Source organism: Enterobacter asburiae, assembly GCF_001521715.1.
Taxonomy (GTDB): Bacteria; Pseudomonadota; Gammaproteobacteria; order Enterobacterales; family Enterobacteriaceae; genus Enterobacter; species Enterobacter asburiae.
Map to the genome: position 1 here is coordinate 4,614,643 of NZ_CP011863.1, position 17,752 is coordinate 4,632,394.

A 17,752-nucleotide genomic window follows, 5' to 3' on the forward strand; every position below is an offset into this window, starting at 1 on the left:
ATTCTAAAGAGGGGGGCGGACAGGGTATGGACATGGAATGAACTATTTTTTATCTGCCACCGGAAGCAGGCCCGACGCGGCATATCGTGAAATACGGTGAAAAAACACTCAATCCAGTGGAGGTAAAACGGACAGGGAGTGTCCTTTCCTAACATGCTGATAACAAGCTCAGGACTGAAACCCACTCAGCATCGCTTCAGCCATCACCCAGAGAGCCCGGTTGAGCTTCACATCTCCGTCGATACCACGCACGGCGCGGGTATGCGTTCGCCCGCCTTTCGCACTCCGACCACTGAGCCCGCCCTTAATCAGGTTCTCTTGAATACGCTGATATGTGGTCCACAGATCATTGCTCTCATCCTGCCAGCGGCGTGGGGAGAGTATCTGAGGTGCTGTCACTGGCTGGTGGTCCTCACCGAAACGGTACGTCAGTGCAGCCTGTGCCAGAGCCTGTTGTGCAGGTGGCGGCAGCATCAGCGACTGCATGGCATCCCGCTTCTCTTCCACACGGTCAAAAATACCCAGCACTTCATACGCCCCCTCAATCACCTGACTCACGACATCTCCTTTGTGCGGCACACGCACCTCGCCAAACGACTCACCGCAGACAAGCCCGTTCTGGCATACCGCACGGAATAGTCCCGGTAGCATCTGATACGAACTGGAGCCATCGTGAGAATTGAGCAGAATAATTTCCGGCACCTGCTTACCGGTAATCTGCCCCTCCCGACGCAGGCGCAGCATGTGCTTTGTGTGCTCGCGGCGACCTGGGTCACGCACTCTGGTCTGACAGGCAAAGAAGGGCTGAAAGCCTTCGCACTGCAGACTATCCAGCAGGGATATGGTGGGTATATATGTGTATCGTTCACTGCGGGATTCGTGTTTGTCCTCGCTGAAAACACTGGGCACTACACGAAATAGCTCTTCGCGGGTTAACGGACGGTCACGACGGATAAGATTTGATGCGCCAAAGCGCGAAGCCAGACGTGTCATAAGCAGACTCCTCATGATGGGAAAATAAAGACAGAAAAGCCCTGCCGCTCAATCGCGGCAGGGCTCAGGAAACTACGGGTTAGAGGGGGTAAGTGTTCAGAAGAAGAAATTCCAGACGGCACGAGCGACCGATACCACGGTGTCGCGTGCAGCCTGAATGATTGCCCGTATTGGGGGTGGTATCAGTGGCATGGAACTTATTGTGTCCAGTACCGAGCCGACCGTTTCACCAAAATCGTCACGCGCTTTTTTATTAACGGCATTGGTACGAAGCGGAGCACTAAGCTGTACTGCCACCGGACTGCTGGCCTCACGTGGTAAGCAACGGATCATCCGTTCAGACATCACCCGCAGCCCCCACTGCAAACGTACCGACACCGCACAGACAGGGTTTACAGGTTGGAATAGCTCATGTAACAGGCCGATTTTGCGGCTGATGTTTTGTTTCTGTTCAGTGGATAATTTATCACCACCGCTGGTGGGTTCAGCTTTATCTGCCTGACTGATAACAAATAGCATCTTATGCCGGTATGCCTCACCTATCACCTGTCGGTAAAAATATTCATCCACCGCCAGTGCCCGGTCATCGGCCTTAATCAGCCACAGTATCAAGTCGAGCCGGGGAAGTTGTTCACGGTACAGCGTGGCATACTCGCTATCGCGAACGCCACTTTCGCCCACTCCGGGCAGGTCCACGATGGTCATATAGCGCTTTCCCAGCTGCAGGCGAAAGCACAAGGGCTCGCGTGTGCAGGCTGTAATATCATTGACTGGCGACACCTCCCCGGCAAACAGGGCATTGCACAAGCTGCTCTTACCCGCGCCGGTTTTCCCCATAATGCCTATTACAGGCTCGTAGTGGGTTAACTGATTTATCTGCTGCAGAATGCGTTCAGATACCCACTGGGGCAGACCAGAAAGCGAGTTCTGCATGGGCAGCAGGCCGTCAGAATTTTTCATCGCAACTCCTTTAAAATATAGAATAAAAAAACGGCAGAACAGTGAAGTTCTGCCGTTATGTTCAGAGAAATAATATATATTTGAATATTTTTAAAAGTTTAGTATTTGCTTTGATAGAGGAGTGCGCCGAATAATATAAATTGCATATTTTCGCGAAGACTTAGAGTCACTAGACATAGTCAATTTAAAAATTTTTTTGGCAACATGCTCTCACTAATTAAATTGGCTCAAATACTTGCCGGTGGTTGCGATGAAATTGCTCAAGACTGTACTGTCGCAGTGTTTCCAGCCAGCGTTCGGCTACAGTGCGGCCAACCTTCAACTCCAGTGCAGCTTCACGTAACAATAGGAATTCTGTGCGTAGTGTAGTCGGCATAATACCGGGATCGTCGGTATTCACAAGCACTCGTACCGGCCCACGCCGCAAGCCATAAAGATTGGCTTCCGCACCGTTATCAAGTACAGATTCATCAGGTGGATGCCACCGGAAGATTGGGTGCTCAGCATGCGACTTTAACCGCGCAATATAAACATTGGATGTTGGATTAGCCTCTATGATTAGTCCCAATGACCTGCCCCCACGATTAGATACAACACTCAGTTAGTAACGTCGGAATCTTCATTCTCAGAATGACCCTTTCTCCAGCCCGCTGCAAATTCAGACGGTGTCTGATAATTCAGCGTGGAGTGCGGGCGGCATTCGTTATAATCCTGCCGCCAGTCATTAATAATTTTCCTGGCATGAACGATATCGCTGAACCAGTGCTCATTCAAACATTCATCGCGAAATCGTCCGTTAAAGCTCTCAATAAATCCGTTCTGCGTTGGCTTGCCCGGCTGGATTAAGCGCAACTCAACACCATGCTCAAAGGCCCATTGATCCAGTGCACGGCAAGTGAACTCCGGCCCCTGGTCAGTTCTTATCGTCGCCGGATAGCCTCGAAACAGTGCAATGCTGTCCAGAATACGCGTGACCTGAACGCCTGAAATCCCAAAGGCAACAGTGACCGTCAGGCATTCCTTTGTGAAATCATCGACGCAGGTAAGACACTTGATCCTGCGACCGGTGGAAAGTGCGTCCATGACGAAATCCATCGACCAGGTCAGATTGGGCGCCGCCGGACGGAGCAGCGGCAGACGTTCTGTTGCCAGCCCTTTACGACGTCTTCTGCGTTTTACGCCCAGGCCACTGAGGTGATAAAGCCGGTACACGCGCTTATGATTAACATGAAGCCCTTCACGGCGCAGCAACTGCCAAATACGACGGTAGCCAAAACGCCTGCGCTCCAGTGCCAGCTCAGTGATGCGCCCTGATAAATGCGCATCAGCAGCCGGACGGTGAGCCTCATAGCGGCAGGTCGACAGGGATAAACCTGTAAGCCTGCAGGCACGACGTTGCGACAGACCGGTCGCATCACACATCAACATCACGGCTTCCCGCTTCTGGTCTGTCGTCAGTACTTTCGCCCAAGAGCCACCTGAAGCGCCTCTTTATCCAGCATGGCTTCGGCAAGCAGCTTCTTGAGTCTGGCGTTCTCTTCCTCAAGCGACTTCAGGCGCTTAACTTCAGGCACCTCCATACCGCCATACTTCTTACGCCAGGTGTAAAACGTGGCATCGGAAATGGCATGCTTGCGGCAGAGTTCACGGGCGGGTACCCCAGCTTCGGCTTCGCGGAGAATACTGATGATCTGTTCGTCGGAAAAACGCTTCTTCATGGGGATGTCCTCATGTGGCTTATGAAGACATTACTAACATCGGGGTGTACTAATCAACGGGGAGCAGGTCATACTGGCGTTGATGATGTTGTATTGATCTCCGGTGATATCAATAACGTAATTTTCCACTTCCAGCCAGAAGTGAGTTATTGCGCCATTTTTACCGGTGACTCCAGTGACCCCTTTCAATTCCAGTTCGGGCCATAATTGCAGAAAGTGGAAGGAAAGTAACATTGAGCAAAGCTTGCAACTCATTACCGGGAAGCCGTGAGGTACAAGGTAGGTTGTTGACGGATCACATGTTTCGAGTATCTTTCGAAACCTATTCGCCTCTTCACGTGCAGTCTCAATGGTAAACAATATTATCCCCTGATTTAGCATACGAGTGTTTGTAAGCATACGTACCAATGGCAGGCTCCTTAGGATTTATTCAGCGTAGTATGAGTCAATGCTGTCCGGTCGAATCATACGTGAAGCCTAGGGAGTTAGACTTTATATAACTGGATTGCGCCATTACCGCACACTCCTGTTTTTCGCTTGTGTGGATTAAGAATTGGTCTTATCCAGTTAGCTTTAATGTTGTTAATTCAACGTCAGTGAGTCTGCCACTATCTGCCTTTTTCACAAAGTAAGCCCACCACTGCATCATCGGACGACGTTGCTCAAGGTAATCACTGCGGTTGTAAGCGCGACGAACCTCATTTTTGTCCACATGAGCCAGTGCTGCTTCAATGACATCAGGCGGAAATCCTTTCTCATTGAGTGCTGTACTGGCGATAGAACGTAAGCCGTGTGAAACGAGTACGCCTCCTAAGCCAGCACGCTTCAGTGCGGCATTAACTGTTTGGCTGTTCATTGGCTGGGTTGGTTTGATGCGACTGGGAAAGATAAATTCACGGCCACCACTGAGTGACTTCATCATTTCCAGAATAGAGAGAGCCTCATTGGATAGTGGAACCGTATGGTCCCGGTTCATCTTCATTCGAGCTGCAGGAATTTTCCATTCGCTAGCATTGAAATCGATCTCATCCCATCGAGCCTCAGCAGCTTCGGCAGGGCGGGTAATGGTGAGAAGCTGCCACATGAACAAGCACCGCGTTGACACACTGATACTTGCTGTACGCATTGTTTGCATTAACTGTGGAAGCTGATCCGGACGGATACTCGGCATGTTTTTCTTTTGCGGTTTCTCGAACGCTTTTCCGATATTTACACTGGGAACTGCATCAATCAGGCCTGTGTTCTGCGCATAAATCATGACTTCGTTAATACGCTGACAAAGGCGTCGGACTGTCTCTAATGCACCTCTGGCCTGGACCGGCTGCACTGCTTTAACCAGAGTATGGGCCTTAATCTCAGTGACACTGATATCACCGATTGCTGGAAAAATATCTCTCTCAAGTGAGCGCCAGATATCGTCGGCATAGCCTTCTGTTACGCTGGCTTTCTTCACATTCCACCAACGCTGGGCAACTAGCAAGAAAGTGTTGGTTTTAGCCTCTTGAGAATTTCTTACCTGTTCTTTCTGATGTTCCTGAGGATCAATGTCTTTCGCCAACAAAACTCGAGATTCAGCTCTGAGTTTACGCGCATCAGAAAGGGATATGGCAGGGTATGCACCGAAGCTCTGTTTGGTTCGCTGCTTGGTCAGAGGCCGATAGTAACGGAACTGCCAGAGCTTACTACCACTGGACTTGATTAATAGAGTAAGCCCGTCACCATCATACAGCTGGTAATCGGTAGCTTTAGGTTTGGCGGCTTTGATTTCCGTATCGGTTAACGGCTTGGTTTTTCTTGCCATGGGGGAGTCTCCATGCGTTTAGGCCCAACGAAAACAATAGAGCTTTTCGTTGGGCCTATCAATGGGCCTAAAAGGTTCGGATTTAATTAGTTCTCTTCGGACTTCGCGGGACAAATTGAAGGCACAAAAAAGCCCGCAGGGCTTGTGCCGTGCGGGCTCTTAGGACTTCATCGGATGACTCTGGTAATCACCGATGGAGAATTTTGGTGGAGCTGGCGGGAGTTGAACCCGCGTCCGAAATTTCTACATCCTCGGTACTACATGCTTAGTTTGTCTTTACATTCGCACGCCAGCTGCGGACAGACACGCCACTAACGAACTAGCCTGATTAGTTTTAACGCTTCAACCCCAGGCAGGGCTTCCACGCGATCTCTTTTGGGTTTGACCTCTCTTTGATCCCCGTCTTAAGAGCGGAAGCTAGGGAGAGAGGGCTCAGAGCAGGTTATTAAGCTGCTAAAGCGTAGTTTTCGTCGTTTGCGACTATTTTTTTGCGGCTTTTAACGAGGCAAACCGCCCCTCGGCATGCACCTTGGGTTTCGCAAATCCCGTCGAATCCAGAATCAGCCCCAATAGTGTTGAACTGAGTATACCAGATTTCACTTCCTGGATACCAGCCCGGAACGCTAACTTATTGAATAGTACAATAAGTGTGCAGAATCAACGTCCTGCGTTTTTCATAATGCGCGCTTTGTCCAACTGCCACTCGCGCTCTTTCAGGTCAGTACGTTTGTCGTGCTGTTTTTTACCTTTCGCGACGCCAACTTTCACTTTGCACCAGGCGTTTTTCCAGTACAGCGACAGGGCGACCACGGTGAAACCTTCACGGTTGATTCGTCCGTAGAGGGACTCCAGTTCACGCTTGTTCAGCAGCAGTTTGCGGGTGCGCGTTGGGTCACACACGTAGTGTGAGGAGGCGACGGTCAGCGGCGTAAAGTTCGCGCCGAACAGGAAGGCTTCGCCATCTTTCAGGATCACGTAGCTATCGCCGATGTTGGCTTTCCCGGCGCGCAGCGATTTTACTTCCCAGCCCTGCAACGCAAGGCCAGCTTCGAATTCTTCTTCAATGAAATACTCGTGGCGAGCACGCTTGTTGAGCGCAATGGTCGCCGAGCCTGGTTTATGTGCTTTTTTCTTCGTCATAAGTGTCGTAAAGCCGTCGGTAATCTGATTTCAAAAAGTCACCTCATTGCGTCCTGTGAGGTCTAACGCGCTATCTTAGCACGAGATGAGGCTTAGCGTTTTTTTAACAGGTGATAAATGTTATTATTTGTCCGTTGTGTGACCATGGGAAATGCTATGCCTCAGATTAGCCGTACTGCGCTTGTGCCTTACAGCGCGGAACAAATGTATCAGTTAGTGAACGATGTTCAGTCTTATCCAGAATTTATTCCGGGATGCACCGGGAGCCGCGTTCTGGAGTCCGGCCCGACGCAGATGACCGCGGCGGTGGACGTCTCCAAAGCGGGGATCAGCAAGACGTTCACCACCCGCAATACGCTGACCAGCAATCAGAGTATTTTGATGCATCTGGTGGATGGTCCGTTTAAAACCCTGATGGGGGGCTGGAAGTTTACGCCGCTGAGCGCTGACGCCTGTCGCATCGAGTTCCAGCTGGACTTTGAATTTACCAATAAGCTGATTGAGCTGGCGTTTGGCCGCATCTTTAAAGAGCTGGCTTCGAATATGGTTCAGGCGTTCACCACCCGCGCCAAAGAGGTTTACAGTGTCGCATAAGATTGCTGTAGAAGTGGTCTACGCGCTGCCGGAGAAGCAGTATCTGCAGCGCGTGACGCTGGAAGAGGGGGCAACCGTTGAGGCAGCTATCCGCGCTTCCGGCATCCTCGAACTTCGCAGCGATATCGACCTGGCGAAAAATAAGGTCGGGATTTATAGCCGTCCGGTGAAGCTGGGTGATGTGCTGAAAGAGGGCGATCGGGTGGAGATTTATCGTCCGCTGATTGCCGATCCGAAAGAGCTGCGACGCCAGCGTGCGGAGAAAGCGGGTAAGTAGCGTGTTTTCCCCTCACCCTGACCCTCTCCCCAAAGGGGCGAGGGGATAAAAGAAAAACAAAAAAGGTGCTCAATGAGCACCTTTTTGCATTTCTGACTTCTGATTATTTGGTCAGGGCAGGCTTGTTGTCGATGTTGGTCAACACACCAGCGCTGCTGAAGGTCAGCGTCAGGGTCTGCTGGGTCGCATCTTCGTGGCCCGGCTTCTGACGGAATACATAGAACCAGGTGTTAGTGCCGAACGGATCGGACATCATCGGGGTTCCCAGTGTATAAGCGACCTGCTGTTGTGTCATCCCCACACGGATTTTGGACACATCGTTAGGGGTAAGGTAGTTCCCCTGGTTGATGTCAGGACGGTAAACCACTTTCTCCAGAGTGGAACAGCCTGCGGTCAACATCAGAAGAACCGCTGCGGCAGCGGTCAGCATTTTACAACGCATAGTGATTTGATTCCTTTTCGGGCCCGAGCAGAACGCGGCTCATATGTAATATGCCGATGATAATAGACCTTGCCCCACTTTGAAACCGGTCTGGCGGCGTTTTTGTTGTTCTGTATGACCCTGAGATCCCGAAAAAGTTTATGCCGCCAGCAGTTCTTTCGCGTTCGCGAGCGTGTTACGCGTGACTTCGCTGCCGCCGAGCAGGCGTGCCAGCTCCTGCAGACGCGCACGTTTATCCAGCGGCTTCATGTGCGTTTCGGTCATTTCGCCGTCGGTTTCTTTGCTGACTATAAAGTGGTGGTGGCCACAGCCCGCGACCTGCGGTAGGTGGGTGACACACATCACCTGCGTTGATTCGCCTAGCAGGCGCAGCAGTTTGCCCACCACCGCCGCCGTTGGGCCGCTGATGCCGACATCCACTTCATCGAAAATCAGCGCCGGGGTTTCCATTTTACGCGCGGTAATCACCTGAATCGCCAGTGCAATACGCGACAGTTCACCTCCGGATGCCACTTTGGAGATAGCCTGCAGCGGCTGCCCCGGGTTGGTGGTGACGCGGAACTCGATGCGGTCTGCACCTTCCGCCGTCAGGTGGTTCTCTTCAAAGCGAACATCAATGGTGAAGACGCCGTGCGGCATCGCCAGCGTGTGCATGCTGTCGGTGATGTGCTGGCTTAGCTCCTGGGCGTAATGCTGACGGATTTCATGCAGCTTTTGTGCTGTCGCCAGCGCCTGTTCATGATGCAGGTTCACCGCCAGAGAGAGGGTTTCCTGCGAGTCAGCCTGATCGTCAAGCTGCTGCTGTTCTTCCAGCAGAGACTGATAGTAGCCCGGCAGCTCTTCCGGCGTGACGTGGTGCTTGCGCGCCAGTGAAATCTGACGGGAGATGCGCTGCTCCAGCTCAAACAGACGGTTCGGGTCGAGATCCAGACGTTCACAGTAGTGGCGCAGTTCGTCACTGGCTTCGGAGATCTGAATCGCCGCTTCTTCCAGCATATCCAGGACGCCAGAAAGCTTGCTGTCCATGCCGACCAGTTCGGTAATGAGCTGGCGGACGTTATACAGCTGGCTCTGCAGGTTCACGTCTTCGCCATCCGCCAGCATGTTGAGCGCATTCTGGCTGGTTGAGAGCAGGTGACCGCTGTTTGCCAGACGCTTGTACTCTTCGTCGATTTGCTCAAACTCACCCGGCTGCGGATTGAATTCGTTCAGCTCTTTAAGCTGGTATGCCAGCAGCTCCGCACGCGCGGCGCGCTCCTGGCTTTGCTGCTGGTGCTGGGCAAGTTCACGGCAGCTCTGATGCCACTGGCGATAGTGCTCCGCCATAAGTTGAGTAAGCGCGTACTCACCCGCATAGCCATCGAGCAGTGCTTTCTGCTGTTCAGGTTTGACGAGTTGCTGGTGCGCGTGCTGACCGTGGATCTGGATAAGCAGCTGGCCGAGTTCGCGAAGCTGGGAGAGCGGGACCGCCGTGCCGTTGATAAAGCCACGTGAACGACCATCGCTGCTGATCACGCGGCGAAGTAAACACTCACGTCCATCTTCAAGCTGGTTTTGCTCCAGCCAGCGCTGGGCTGCAGGGGTGTCTTTCAGGGAGAAGCGGGCGCACAGGTCGGCACGGTTTGCGCCCATGCGCACCATATCGCCCTCTGCGCGGCCGCCAAGGCACAAGCCGAGGGCATCAATGGCAATGGATTTACCTGCACCGGTTTCCCCGGTGATCGCCGTCATGCCGCTGTGGAAATCGATCTCAAGCTCACGAACAATGGCAAAGTTGCTGATGGTCAGTTGTGCCAGCATAATTGTTTTCCTGTATGAAAAACCATAACTGTGTTTTCATACAGTATAAACTGGTTTTATATACAGTAAAGTACTGGATGCAAAATCAGAACAATTTTTTTGACCAGCCAAGCTTCGAGCTTAATGTGTTGAAATAGCTGTAATCTTTCGGGTGAATCAGATTCAGATGGTAATCACACCGACGAATAAGGACATCTTCACCTTCCTGGATCGGCAGCGCTATCTGGCTGTCGCAGCTGATCTCCAGGTCGTTACGGCGGTGCGAGAAGCGCAGACGTATCGTGCTGTCGCCGTTGATGACCAGCGGGCGGGCGGAGAGCGTGTGCGGAAACATCGGCACAAGGGTGATGGCATCCAGCGAAGGCGTCAGGATCGGGCCGCCGGCAGAAAGCGAGTAGGCGGTGGAGCCGGTCGGAGTGGAGATAATCAGCCCGTCGGAACGCTGGGAGAAGGCAAAGATTTCGTCGATGTAAACTTCGAACTCGATCATGTGCGCCACTTTTCCGGGGTGAAGAACCACCTCGTTAATCGCGGTGCTGATGCGCTTCTGGCAGTCCTGCTGGCACACCTGCGCTTCCAGTAAAAAGCGTTTTTCACTGATATAGTGGCCTTCCAGCACGTCGGCCAGCTGCTGCTGCGCATTGTCCGGGTCGAGATCGGTTAAAAAGCCGAGATTGCCACGGTTGATGCCGATGACCTTAATGTCATAGCGCGCCAGCGTGCGGGCCGCGCCGAGCATGTTGCCGTCGCCGCCCACCACCACGGCGAGATCGGCCTGTTGGCCAATTTCCGCCAGCGTGCCTGTTTTGACGCTCTTCAGCTGCAGCTCCTGCGCAATCTGCTGCTCGACCATCACTTCATAGCCTTTGCTACACAACCAGCGATACAACATTTCATGTGTCGTTAGTGCGGTAGGGTGACGCGGATGCCCGACTATCCCAATACACCTGAAATGATTATTCATTTTCTGGAGGTCCTTGTGCCTGATGAATGATGACAATCTGTCTTGTTCCCTTGAATCCCGGAAACTGATCCCCATAATAAGCGAAGTTAGCGAGATGAATGCAGAAAAACGCGGAGAAATTCATGAGTAGTAAAGAACAGAAAACGCCTGAGGGGCAAGCCCCTGAAGAAATTATCACGGAACAGCACGATGAAGTTGAGGCTGTAGAGCCAGACGCATCTGCTGAGCAGGTGGACCCGCGCGATGAAAAAATTGCGAATCTGGAAGCCCAGCTGGTAGAAGCACAGAATCGCGAACGCGATGGTGTTCTGCGCATCAAGGCGGAAATGGAAAACCTGCGTCGTCGTACCGAGCAGGACGTTGAGAAGGCGCATAAATTTGCGCTGGAGAAATTCGTCAACGAACTGCTGCCGGTAATTGATAGCCTCGATCGCGCGCTGGAAGTGGCTGACAAAGCGAATCCGGACAACGCGGCAATGATCGAAGGTATCGAACTGACGCTGAAATCCATGCTCGACGTGGTGCGTAAGTTTGGTGTGGAAGTGATTGCCGATACCGACGTACCGCTGGATCCAAACGTTCACCAGGCGATTGCAATGGTGGAGTCAGAAGAGGTGGAAGCCGGTAAAGTGCTGGGCGTGATGCAGAAAGGTTACACCCTGAACGGCCGTACCATTCGCGCTGCGATGGTGACCGTGGCGAAAGCGAAAGCGTAATTTGCCATTCGTAGTGCCGGGTGGCGATTTCGCCTTACCCGGCCTACAGCCTTACTCAGCGATACTTTCGCGCAGGGGTTTTACGGGCAGGACTTTCACCTGCTTAATCATGTTGTCCTGCACGTCCAGGATATCAATATCGTACTGCTCAATGCGCACCCGCGTGCCCGCCGCCGGGATCTCTTCCAGCGCTTCCAGAATCATCCCGTTAATGGTTCGAGCCTCATCTTCCGGCAAATGCCAGTTAAAGGCTTTGTTGAGTTCACGAATGTTCGCACTACCGTCAATCAGCACCGAGCCGTCGTTTTGCGGGGTGACCTCTTCCGCGAGGGAAGGCGACATTGACGTGGTAAAGTCCCCGACAATTTCTTCCAGAATATCTTCGACCGTCACCAGCCCCTGAATATCGCCGTACTCATTGACCACCAGGCCGACCTTCTTCTTGTTGCGTTGGAATTTCACCAGCTGCGTGCTGAGCGGGGTTCCTTCCGGCACGTAGTAAATTTCGTCGGCGGCGCGCAGCATCACCTCTTTGGTGAACTCTTTTTTCTCGGTCATCAGACGGTAGGCTTCGCGCACGCGCAGCATGCTGATGGCGTCATCCAGCGAGTCGCGATACAGCACAATGCGCCCGTGAGGGGAGTGCGTCAGCTGGCGAACGATGGCTTTCCAGTCGTCATTGATGTCGATACCGACGATTTCGTTACGCGGCACCATGATGTCATTTACGCTCACTTTTTCCAGATCCAGCACCGACAGGAGCATGTCCTGATTTCGTCGGGAGATCTGCGAGCGGGATTCATGCACGATGGTGCGAAGCTCCTCTTTGCTGAGCGCGCTGCTGATGGTGACATCGGCTTTGATCCCCACCATCCGCATCAGGACGCGCGTCACCATGTTCAGTAGCCAGACCAGCGGCATCATCAGGATCAGCAGCGGTGCCAGCAGGAAGCTGCTCGGATAGGCGACTTTCTCAGGGTAAAGCGCGGCGATGGTTTTCGGCAGCACTTCGGCAAACACCAGCACCACGAACGTCAGCACGCCGGTGGCAATCGCCACCCCGGCGTTGCCGTACAGGCGCATCCCGACAATAGTGCCGAGGGCTGAGGCAAGAATGTTGACAAGGTTGTTGCCGATGAGCACCAGGCTTATCAGGCGATCCGGCTTGCGGAGCAGTTTTTCAACGCGACGGGCGGCACGGTTACCCTGTTTAGCACGATGACGTAACCGGTAGCGGTTTAAGGTCATCATGCCGGTTTCCGAGCCGGAGAAATAGGCGGAGATGACCACCATGACGATCAGGATAACGATCAGCGTGGTGGTAGAGATGTGTTCCAGGGGGAACTCCTTTTGTTACTTAGCCAGCAAATTGCTGTATGAAGCGGCTGCCAAAATAGGCAAGGGTGAGAATACCCGCACCCGCGACGTTGAACCAGACCACGCGACGACCGCGCCAGCCTTCATGATAATGGCCCCATAACAGGACAATATAGACAAACCACGCGATGATGGAGAGCACCGCTTTATCGATATTCTCCACGCTGAACAGGTTCTTCATGTAAAACAGACCCGTGCAGAGCGTCAGCGTCAGCAGCACCACGCCCACCTGGGTGATGTGGAACATCTTACGCTCAATGACCATCAGCGGCGGCATTTCATGGTTAAACACCAGCTTTTTGTTTTTCAGCTGGTAGTCAATCCAGGCGAGCTGCATGGCGTAAAGCGCGGCGATGATCAGCGTCGCGTAGGCAAAGAGCGACAGGCCGATATGCACCAGCATCCCAGGGGTGGCTTCCAGATGCGTAATGAATTCATTAGGCATAAAGGTGGCGAGGGCCAGATTGATCAGCGCGAAGGTATAGACAATCGGCAGCAGCAGCCAGCCGCGATTTTTAGACGCGACGATGGTCATTACTGTACAGATCATCAGGCTGACCAGCGAGCCGACGTTGAGGACGCTCAGGTTTTGCACGCTGCCGTCGCCGGGAATGATGCGTGATTCCAGCGCAAACGCGTGGCTAATCAGTGCGATTACCGCGGAAAGAATAGCCATGCGCCGCCAGCCGCTGTTTTTTTGCAGCAGGCCAGGAACGATCAGCGCGAGGCTGACAGAGTAGGCAACAAGGGCGATCAGTGCGAAAACAGGCATATAGGCATCGACAGTTGTCTTAATAAGAAAGAGAAGCAGTATAACGTTACGTGACGCCTGCTCCAACCGTTGCATAACAACAAAGGCGCCTTCATGTTATACTCCGGCAAAATTCTGTGTATGTGTCGCCCATGGCGGCCCAACGTTTCTACTCAGGCGAGAGACAATGTTTGATAATTTAACCGATCGTTTGTCGCGCACGCTGCGCAACATCAGCGGCCGCGGACGCCTTACTGAAGAGAACATCAAGGAAACGCTGCGCGAAGTGCGCATGGCGCTGCTGGAAGCAGACGTCGCGTTGCCGGTTGTTCGTGATTTTATCAACCGCGTAAAAGAGAAGGCGGTTGGTCATGAAGTTAACAAGAGCCTGACCCCGGGTCAGGAGTTCGTCAAAATCGTTCGTAATGAACTGGTTTCGGCGATGGGCGAAGAGAACCAGGTGCTTAACCTGGCGGCTCAGCCGCCGGCCGTGGTGCTGATGGCGGGCCTGCAGGGTGCGGGTAAAACAACCAGCGTCGGTAAGCTGGGTAAGTTCCTGCGTGAAAAGCACAAGAAGAAAGTGCTGGTGGTCTCTGCGGACGTCTATCGCCCGGCGGCGATCAAACAGCTGGAAACCCTGGCCGAGCAGGTCGGCGTAGATTTCTTCCCGTCCGACGTGGCGCAGAAGCCTGTCGACATCGTTAACGCGGCGCTGAAAGAAGCGAAGCTGAAATTCTACGACGTGCTGCTGGTGGATACCGCCGGTCGTCTGCACGTTGACGAAGCGATGATGGACGAGATCAAGCAGGTACATGCCTCTATCAACCCGGTAGAGACCCTGTTCGTTGTCGACGCCATGACCGGTCAGGATGCGGCGAATACCGCGAAAGCGTTTAACGAAGCGCTGCCGTTAACCGGCGTAGTGTTGACCAAAGTGGACGGTGACGCCCGCGGCGGTGCGGCGCTCTCGATTCGTCACATCACCGGTAAGCCGATTAAATTCCTCGGTGTGGGCGAGAAAACTGAAGCGCTCGAGCCGTTCCACCCGGATCGTATTGCCTCCCGTATCCTCGGCATGGGCGACGTGCTGTCGCTGATCGAAGATATCGAGAGCAAGGTTGACCGCGCGCAGGCCGAGAAGCTGGCCAGCAAGCTGAAAAAAGGTGACGGTTTCGATCTCACCGACTTCCTTGAGCAGCTGCGTCAGATGAAAAACATGGGCGGCATGGCCAGCCTGATGGGCAAACTGCCGGGCATGGGCCAGATCCCTGACAACGTGAAAGCGCAGATGGATGACAAGGTGCTGGTGCGTATGGAGGCGATCATCAACTCGATGACCCTCAAAGAGCGCGCTAACCCGGATATCATCAAAGGTTCCCGTAAACGCCGTATCGCAGCCGGTTGCGGCATGCAGGTGCAGGACGTTAACCGCCTTCTGAAACAGTTCGACGACATGCAGCGCATGATGAAGAAAATGAAGAAAGGCGGCATGGCGAAGATGATGCGCGGCATGAAAGGCATGATGCCACCCGGTTTTCCAGGGCGTTAATCGCTTTTGAGATTGCTTTTTGCCCGAAAATGAGTAAAATTTTCGGGCTTTTAATATGACACCCGGGCTCCGTTCCTCGATGGGGCCCGGTTGTTTTATTCACACAAGAGGATGTTATGGTAACTATTCGTTTAGCTCGTCACGGCGCTAAAAAGCGTCCGTTCTACCAGGTTGTTGTGACTGACAGCCGTAATGCACGCAACGGTCGCTTCATCGAGCGCGTTGGTTTCTTCAACCCACTGGCCGCTGGCGCAGAAGAAGAAACTCGTCTGGATCTGGATCGTATCGCTCACTGGGTTGGCCAGGGCGCTACTGTTTCCGATCGCGTTGCTACGCTGATCAAAGCAGCAAACAAAGCAGCTTAATCTGTCACGGTGGTCATGATGAGCAATAAAGCACCTGTTGAACCGATCGTATTGGGAAAAATGGGTTCTTGCTACGGTATCCGTGGTTGGCTCAGAGTGTTTTCCTCCACTGAAGACGCTGATAGCATTTTTGATTACCAGCCCTGGTTTATCCAGAAAGGCGGTAAGTGGGAAGAGGTCGAGCTGGAAAGCTGGCGTCACCACAATCAGGACATCATCATCAAGCTGAAAGGCGTTGACGATCGTGATGCTGCGAATGCGCTGACTAATTGTGAAATTGTCGTGGATTCGTCGCAGTTGCCACAGCTGGAAGAGGGCGACTACTACTGGAAAGACCTTATGGGTTGCCAGGTAGTCACTACCGAAGGCTACAGCCTGGGGAAAGTCATCGATATGATGGAAACCGGGTCAAATGACGTTCTCGTCATTAAGGCAAACCTGAAAGATGCATTTGGCATCAAGGAGCGGTTGGTTCCGTTCCTCGATGGACAGGTTATCAAGAAAGTCGATCTCACTACTCAAACCATTGAAGTAGATTGGGATCCTGGTTTTTAAATTCTCCGGATAAACGGTAAAAGACGGCGCTATGTGGATTGGCATAATTAGCCTGTTTCCTGAAATGTTCCGCGCGATTACCGATTACGGGGTAACTGGCCGGGCAGTAAAGAATGGCCTGCTGAGCATCCAGAGCTGGAGTCCCCGTGACTTTACTCATGACCGGCACCGTACCGTGGACGATCGTCCTTACGGCGGCGGACCGGGGATGCTAATGATGGTGCAACCCTTACGGGACGCCATTCACACAGCAAAAGCCGCGGCAGGTGAAGGCGCAAAGGTGATTTATCTGTCACCTCAGGGACGCAAGCTTGATCAAGCGGGCGTGAGCGAACTGGCGACGAATCAAAAGCTGATTCTGGTCTGTGGACGCTACGAAGGGATAGATGAGCGCGTAATTCAAACCGAGATTGACGAAGAATGGTCTATCGGCGATTACGTTCTCAGCGGTGGTGAGTTACCCGCAATGACGCTGATTGACTCCGTCGCCCGGTTCATTCCGGGGGTTCTGGGCCATGAAGCTTCGGCAACGGAAGATTCCTTTGCCGATGGGTTGCTGGACTGTCCACACTATACTCGTCCTGAAGTGTTAGAAGGGATGGAAGTACCGGCAGTGCTACTGTCTGGAAACCATGCCGAGATACGTCGCTGGCGTTTGAAGCAGTCGCTGGGCCGAACCTGGCTTAGAAGACCTGAACTTCTGGAAAACCTGGCTCTGACTGAAGAGCAAGCAAAGTTGCTGGCCGAGTTCAAAACAGAACACGCGCACCAGCAGCATGAACATGATGGGAATGCGTAATACGCTCCCGAATATCAGTTTACCCAGGATAAGAGATTAAATTATGAGCAACATTATTAAGCAACTTGAACAAGAGCAGATGAAGCAGGACGTACCTTCCTTCCGTCCAGGTGACACCGTGGAAGTGAAAGTATGGGTTGTTGAAGGTTCCAAAAAACGTCTGCAGGCATTCGAGGGCGTGGTTATCGCTATTCGTAACCGCGGTCTGCACTCTGCATTCACTGTTCGTAAAATTTCCAACGGCGAAGGCGTTGAGCGTGTCTTCCAGACTCACTCTCCGGTAGTTGACAGCATTGCTGTTAAACGTCGTGGTGCTGTACGTAAAGCTAAACTGTACTACCTGCGTGAGCGTACTGGTAAGTCTGCTCGTATTAAAGAGCGTCTGAACTAAGATTCGCTTAAGCGACATCCTGTTAGAAAGGGCTGGCCGAAAGGCTGGCCCTTTTTTTATCCCTGCGCATTTCTCACGTTAACCCTTTTGTCATAAATCATTTACAATGCTTGCCTCTTGAATGGAGGGGACGTGGATAACTTACTGCATCAGCCTAACCGGAAACGCGCAGCGGCCTTGACCGCGCTGTTTGCGATCCTGCTGATCGTGGTAGCGCCGCTTATCTCCGTCTCCTTGCAGAAAGATCCCATGAGCGCCATGCCGGGCATGCATCATGACATGAGCATGATGTCGATGGACGAGCATCACGGCGATATGCCGCATACGATGCCTGTCGACCATGCGGAAGCGTGCGGCTACTGCGTGCTGTTAGCGCATGTCCCGGGCGTGATGCTGGCGCTGATCGTCCTGCTCAGCGTGGTGCTGCAAAGGCTTCGCGTTAAGCCGCCGCGCCAGGCGGTCAGCCACTGGCACTTTTTTCCCTGGCTTTACCCTGATACCCGCGCGCCGCCGCGGCAGTCTGCTTTTTCCCTTTAAAAAAAATCGATAACTTACTGCCT

20 protein-coding genes and 1 other RNA gene are annotated in these 17,752 nt (G+C 52.9%); 9 read left to right on the plus strand and 12 right to left on the minus strand.

Annotation, left to right across the window (positions count from 1 at the left end; all coding sequences use genetic code 11):
• Window positions 1–168: 168 nt before the first annotated feature.
• The 7 genes from ACJ69_RS22545 to smpB form a co-directional block, all read right to left on the minus strand.
• Window positions 169–993: a DUF932 domain-containing protein gene (locus ACJ69_RS22545; protein ID WP_047358928.1), complete on the minus strand. Its 825-nt coding sequence runs from the start codon at window positions 991–993 to the stop codon at window positions 169–171.
• A 96-nt stretch (window positions 994–1,089) separates the two neighbouring features.
• Complete coding sequence (locus ACJ69_RS22550) at window positions 1,090–1,953, minus strand: GTPase family protein (RefSeq protein WP_047358927.1); 864 nt, start codon at window positions 1,951–1,953, stop codon at window positions 1,090–1,092.
• Window positions 1,954–2,170: 217 nt separating this feature from the next.
• Window positions 2,171–2,521, minus strand: coding sequence for a hypothetical protein (locus ACJ69_RS24715; RefSeq protein ID WP_232248676.1), 351 nt, complete (start codon window positions 2,519–2,521; stop codon window positions 2,171–2,173).
• 29 nt (window positions 2,522–2,550) lie between these two features.
• Window positions 2,551–3,671 (minus strand): IS3-like element ISSen4 family transposase gene (locus ACJ69_RS22555; RefSeq protein ID WP_087451024.1). Its coding sequence is split into 2 segments (ribosomal slippage): window positions 2,551–3,413 and window positions 3,413–3,671, totalling 1,122 coding nucleotides; the frame shifts between segments, so codons are not numbered across the junction.
• Window positions 3,672–4,230: 559 nt separating this feature from the next.
• On the minus strand, window positions 4,231–5,472 hold the full coding sequence (locus ACJ69_RS22570; protein WP_047358992.1) for an integrase: 1,242 nt from the start codon (window positions 5,470–5,472) through the stop codon (window positions 4,231–4,233).
• Between the two features lie 204 nt (window positions 5,473–5,676).
• Window positions 5,677–6,040, minus strand: a transfer-messenger RNA (tmRNA) gene (ssrA, locus tag ACJ69_RS22575).
• 89 nt (window positions 6,041–6,129) lie between these two features.
• On the minus strand, window positions 6,130–6,612 hold the full coding sequence (gene smpB, locus ACJ69_RS22580; protein WP_008502505.1) for an SsrA-binding protein SmpB: 483 nt from the start codon (window positions 6,610–6,612) through the stop codon (window positions 6,130–6,132).
• A 156-nt stretch (window positions 6,613–6,768) separates the two neighbouring features.
• On the opposite strand from smpB, the gene ACJ69_RS22585 reads away from it, so the two are divergent.
• Both ACJ69_RS22585 and ACJ69_RS22590 read left to right on the plus strand, forming a co-directional pair.
• On the plus strand, window positions 6,769–7,206 hold the full coding sequence (locus ACJ69_RS22585; protein ID WP_024908332.1) for a type II toxin-antitoxin system RatA family toxin: 438 nt from the start codon (window positions 6,769–6,771) through the stop codon (window positions 7,204–7,206).
• Window positions 7,196–7,483: an RnfH family protein gene (locus tag ACJ69_RS22590; RefSeq protein ID WP_023308884.1), complete on the plus strand. Its 288-nt coding sequence runs from the start codon at window positions 7,196–7,198 to the stop codon at window positions 7,481–7,483. Before ACJ69_RS22585 ends, ACJ69_RS22590 begins: the two co-directional genes overlap by 11 nt.
• A 103-nt stretch (window positions 7,484–7,586) precedes the next feature.
• Here ACJ69_RS22590 and bamE read toward each other — a convergent pair whose 3' ends face one another.
• From bamE to nadK, 3 genes are all read right to left on the minus strand, one after another.
• A complete protein-coding gene (bamE, locus tag ACJ69_RS22595) occupies window positions 7,587–7,925 on the minus strand; it encodes an outer membrane protein assembly factor BamE (RefSeq protein ID WP_023308883.1) in 339 nt (112 codons plus the stop codon).
• Between the two features lie 138 nt (window positions 7,926–8,063).
• Window positions 8,064–9,725 (minus strand): DNA repair protein RecN, encoded by a 1,662-nt coding sequence (gene recN, locus ACJ69_RS22600; protein ID WP_059347772.1) that lies wholly within the window; start codon window positions 9,723–9,725, stop codon window positions 8,064–8,066.
• Between the two features lie 85 nt (window positions 9,726–9,810).
• Window positions 9,811–10,689 (minus strand): NAD(+) kinase, encoded by an 879-nt coding sequence (nadK, locus tag ACJ69_RS22605; protein WP_008502500.1) that lies wholly within the window; start codon window positions 10,687–10,689, stop codon window positions 9,811–9,813.
• Between the two features lie 122 nt (window positions 10,690–10,811).
• Between nadK and grpE the strand changes: the two genes are divergently transcribed.
• Window positions 10,812–11,405: a nucleotide exchange factor GrpE gene (gene grpE, locus ACJ69_RS22615; protein ID WP_023308880.1), complete on the plus strand. Its 594-nt coding sequence runs from the start codon at window positions 10,812–10,814 to the stop codon at window positions 11,403–11,405.
• A gap of 51 nt (window positions 11,406–11,456) precedes the next feature.
• Here the strand turns inward: grpE and ACJ69_RS22620 are convergent, their stop codons facing one another.
• Complete coding sequence (locus ACJ69_RS22620) at window positions 11,457–12,743, minus strand: HlyC/CorC family transporter (protein ID WP_032665125.1); 1,287 nt, start codon at window positions 12,741–12,743, stop codon at window positions 11,457–11,459.
• Window positions 12,744–12,762: 19 nt separating this feature from the next.
• The gene (locus ACJ69_RS22625; RefSeq protein WP_059347864.1) at window positions 12,763–13,554 is read right to left on the minus strand and encodes a cytochrome C assembly family protein; all 792 of its coding nucleotides are present in this window, start codon (window positions 13,552–13,554) and stop codon (window positions 12,763–12,765) included.
• A 166-nt stretch (window positions 13,555–13,720) separates the two neighbouring features.
• Here ACJ69_RS22625 and ffh point away from each other — a divergent pair, with 166 nt between their 5' ends.
• The 6 genes from ffh (at window position 13,721) to ACJ69_RS22655 (ending at window position 17,729) form a co-directional block, all read left to right on the plus strand.
• On the plus strand, window positions 13,721–15,082 hold the full coding sequence (gene ffh, locus ACJ69_RS22630; RefSeq protein ID WP_014884878.1) for a signal recognition particle protein: 1,362 nt from the start codon (window positions 13,721–13,723) through the stop codon (window positions 15,080–15,082).
• A gap of 116 nt (window positions 15,083–15,198) precedes the next feature.
• Complete coding sequence (gene rpsP / locus ACJ69_RS22635; RefSeq protein ID WP_003863133.1) at window positions 15,199–15,447, plus strand: 30S ribosomal protein S16; 249 nt, start codon at window positions 15,199–15,201, stop codon at window positions 15,445–15,447.
• Between the two features lie 15 nt (window positions 15,448–15,462).
• Complete coding sequence (gene rimM, locus ACJ69_RS22640; protein WP_029741020.1) at window positions 15,463–16,002, plus strand: ribosome maturation factor RimM; 540 nt, start codon at window positions 15,463–15,465, stop codon at window positions 16,000–16,002.
• A 31-nt stretch (window positions 16,003–16,033) separates the two neighbouring features.
• Entirely contained in the window at window positions 16,034–16,801 is a 768-nt protein-coding gene (trmD, locus tag ACJ69_RS22645; protein WP_014832949.1) for a tRNA (guanosine(37)-N1)-methyltransferase TrmD, read from the plus strand.
• Window positions 16,802–16,844: 43 nt separating this feature from the next.
• Window positions 16,845–17,192: a 50S ribosomal protein L19 gene (gene rplS / locus ACJ69_RS22650; RefSeq protein ID WP_002914145.1), complete on the plus strand. Its 348-nt coding sequence runs from the start codon at window positions 16,845–16,847 to the stop codon at window positions 17,190–17,192.
• 132 nt (window positions 17,193–17,324) lie between these two features.
• Window positions 17,325–17,729 (plus strand): DUF2946 domain-containing protein, encoded by a 405-nt coding sequence (locus ACJ69_RS22655; RefSeq protein WP_029741021.1) that lies wholly within the window; start codon window positions 17,325–17,327, stop codon window positions 17,727–17,729.
• The last annotated feature ends 23 nt before the right edge of the window (window positions 17,730–17,752 follow it).

Coding starts and splice junctions, on each gene's coding strand:
- ACJ69_RS22545 (WP_047358928.1), bottom strand. CDS start 993: ATGACACGTCTGGCTTCGCGCTTTGGCGCATCAAATCTTATCCGTCGT.
- ACJ69_RS22550 (WP_047358927.1), bottom strand. CDS start 1,953: ATGAAAAATTCTGACGGCCTGCTGCCCATGCAGAACTCGCTTTCTGGT.
- ACJ69_RS22570 (WP_047358992.1), bottom strand. CDS start 5,472: ATGGCAAGAAAAACCAAGCCGTTAACCGATACGGAAATCAAAGCCGCC.
- smpB (WP_008502505.1), bottom strand. CDS start 6,612: ATGACGAAGAAAAAAGCACATAAACCAGGCTCGGCGACCATTGCGCTC.
- ACJ69_RS22585 (WP_024908332.1), top strand. CDS start 6,769: ATGCCTCAGATTAGCCGTACTGCGCTTGTGCCTTACAGCGCGGAACAA.
- bamE (WP_023308883.1), bottom strand. CDS start 7,925: ATGCGTTGTAAAATGCTGACCGCTGCCGCAGCGGTTCTTCTGATGTTG.
- recN (WP_059347772.1), bottom strand. CDS start 9,725: ATGCTGGCACAACTGACCATCAGCAACTTTGCCATTGTTCGTGAGCTT.
- nadK (WP_008502500.1), bottom strand. CDS start 10,689: ATGAATAATCATTTCAGGTGTATTGGGATAGTCGGGCATCCGCGTCAC.
- grpE (WP_023308880.1), top strand. CDS start 10,812: ATGAGTAGTAAAGAACAGAAAACGCCTGAGGGGCAAGCCCCTGAAGAA.
- ACJ69_RS22625 (WP_059347864.1), bottom strand. CDS start 13,554: ATGCCTGTTTTCGCACTGATCGCCCTTGTTGCCTACTCTGTCAGCCTC.
- ffh (WP_014884878.1), top strand. CDS start 13,721: ATGTTTGATAATTTAACCGATCGTTTGTCGCGCACGCTGCGCAACATC.
- rpsP (WP_003863133.1), top strand. CDS start 15,199: ATGGTAACTATTCGTTTAGCTCGTCACGGCGCTAAAAAGCGTCCGTTC.
- rimM (WP_029741020.1), top strand. CDS start 15,463: ATGATGAGCAATAAAGCACCTGTTGAACCGATCGTATTGGGAAAAATG.
- trmD (WP_014832949.1), top strand. CDS start 16,034: ATGTGGATTGGCATAATTAGCCTGTTTCCTGAAATGTTCCGCGCGATT.
- rplS (WP_002914145.1), top strand. CDS start 16,845: ATGAGCAACATTATTAAGCAACTTGAACAAGAGCAGATGAAGCAGGAC.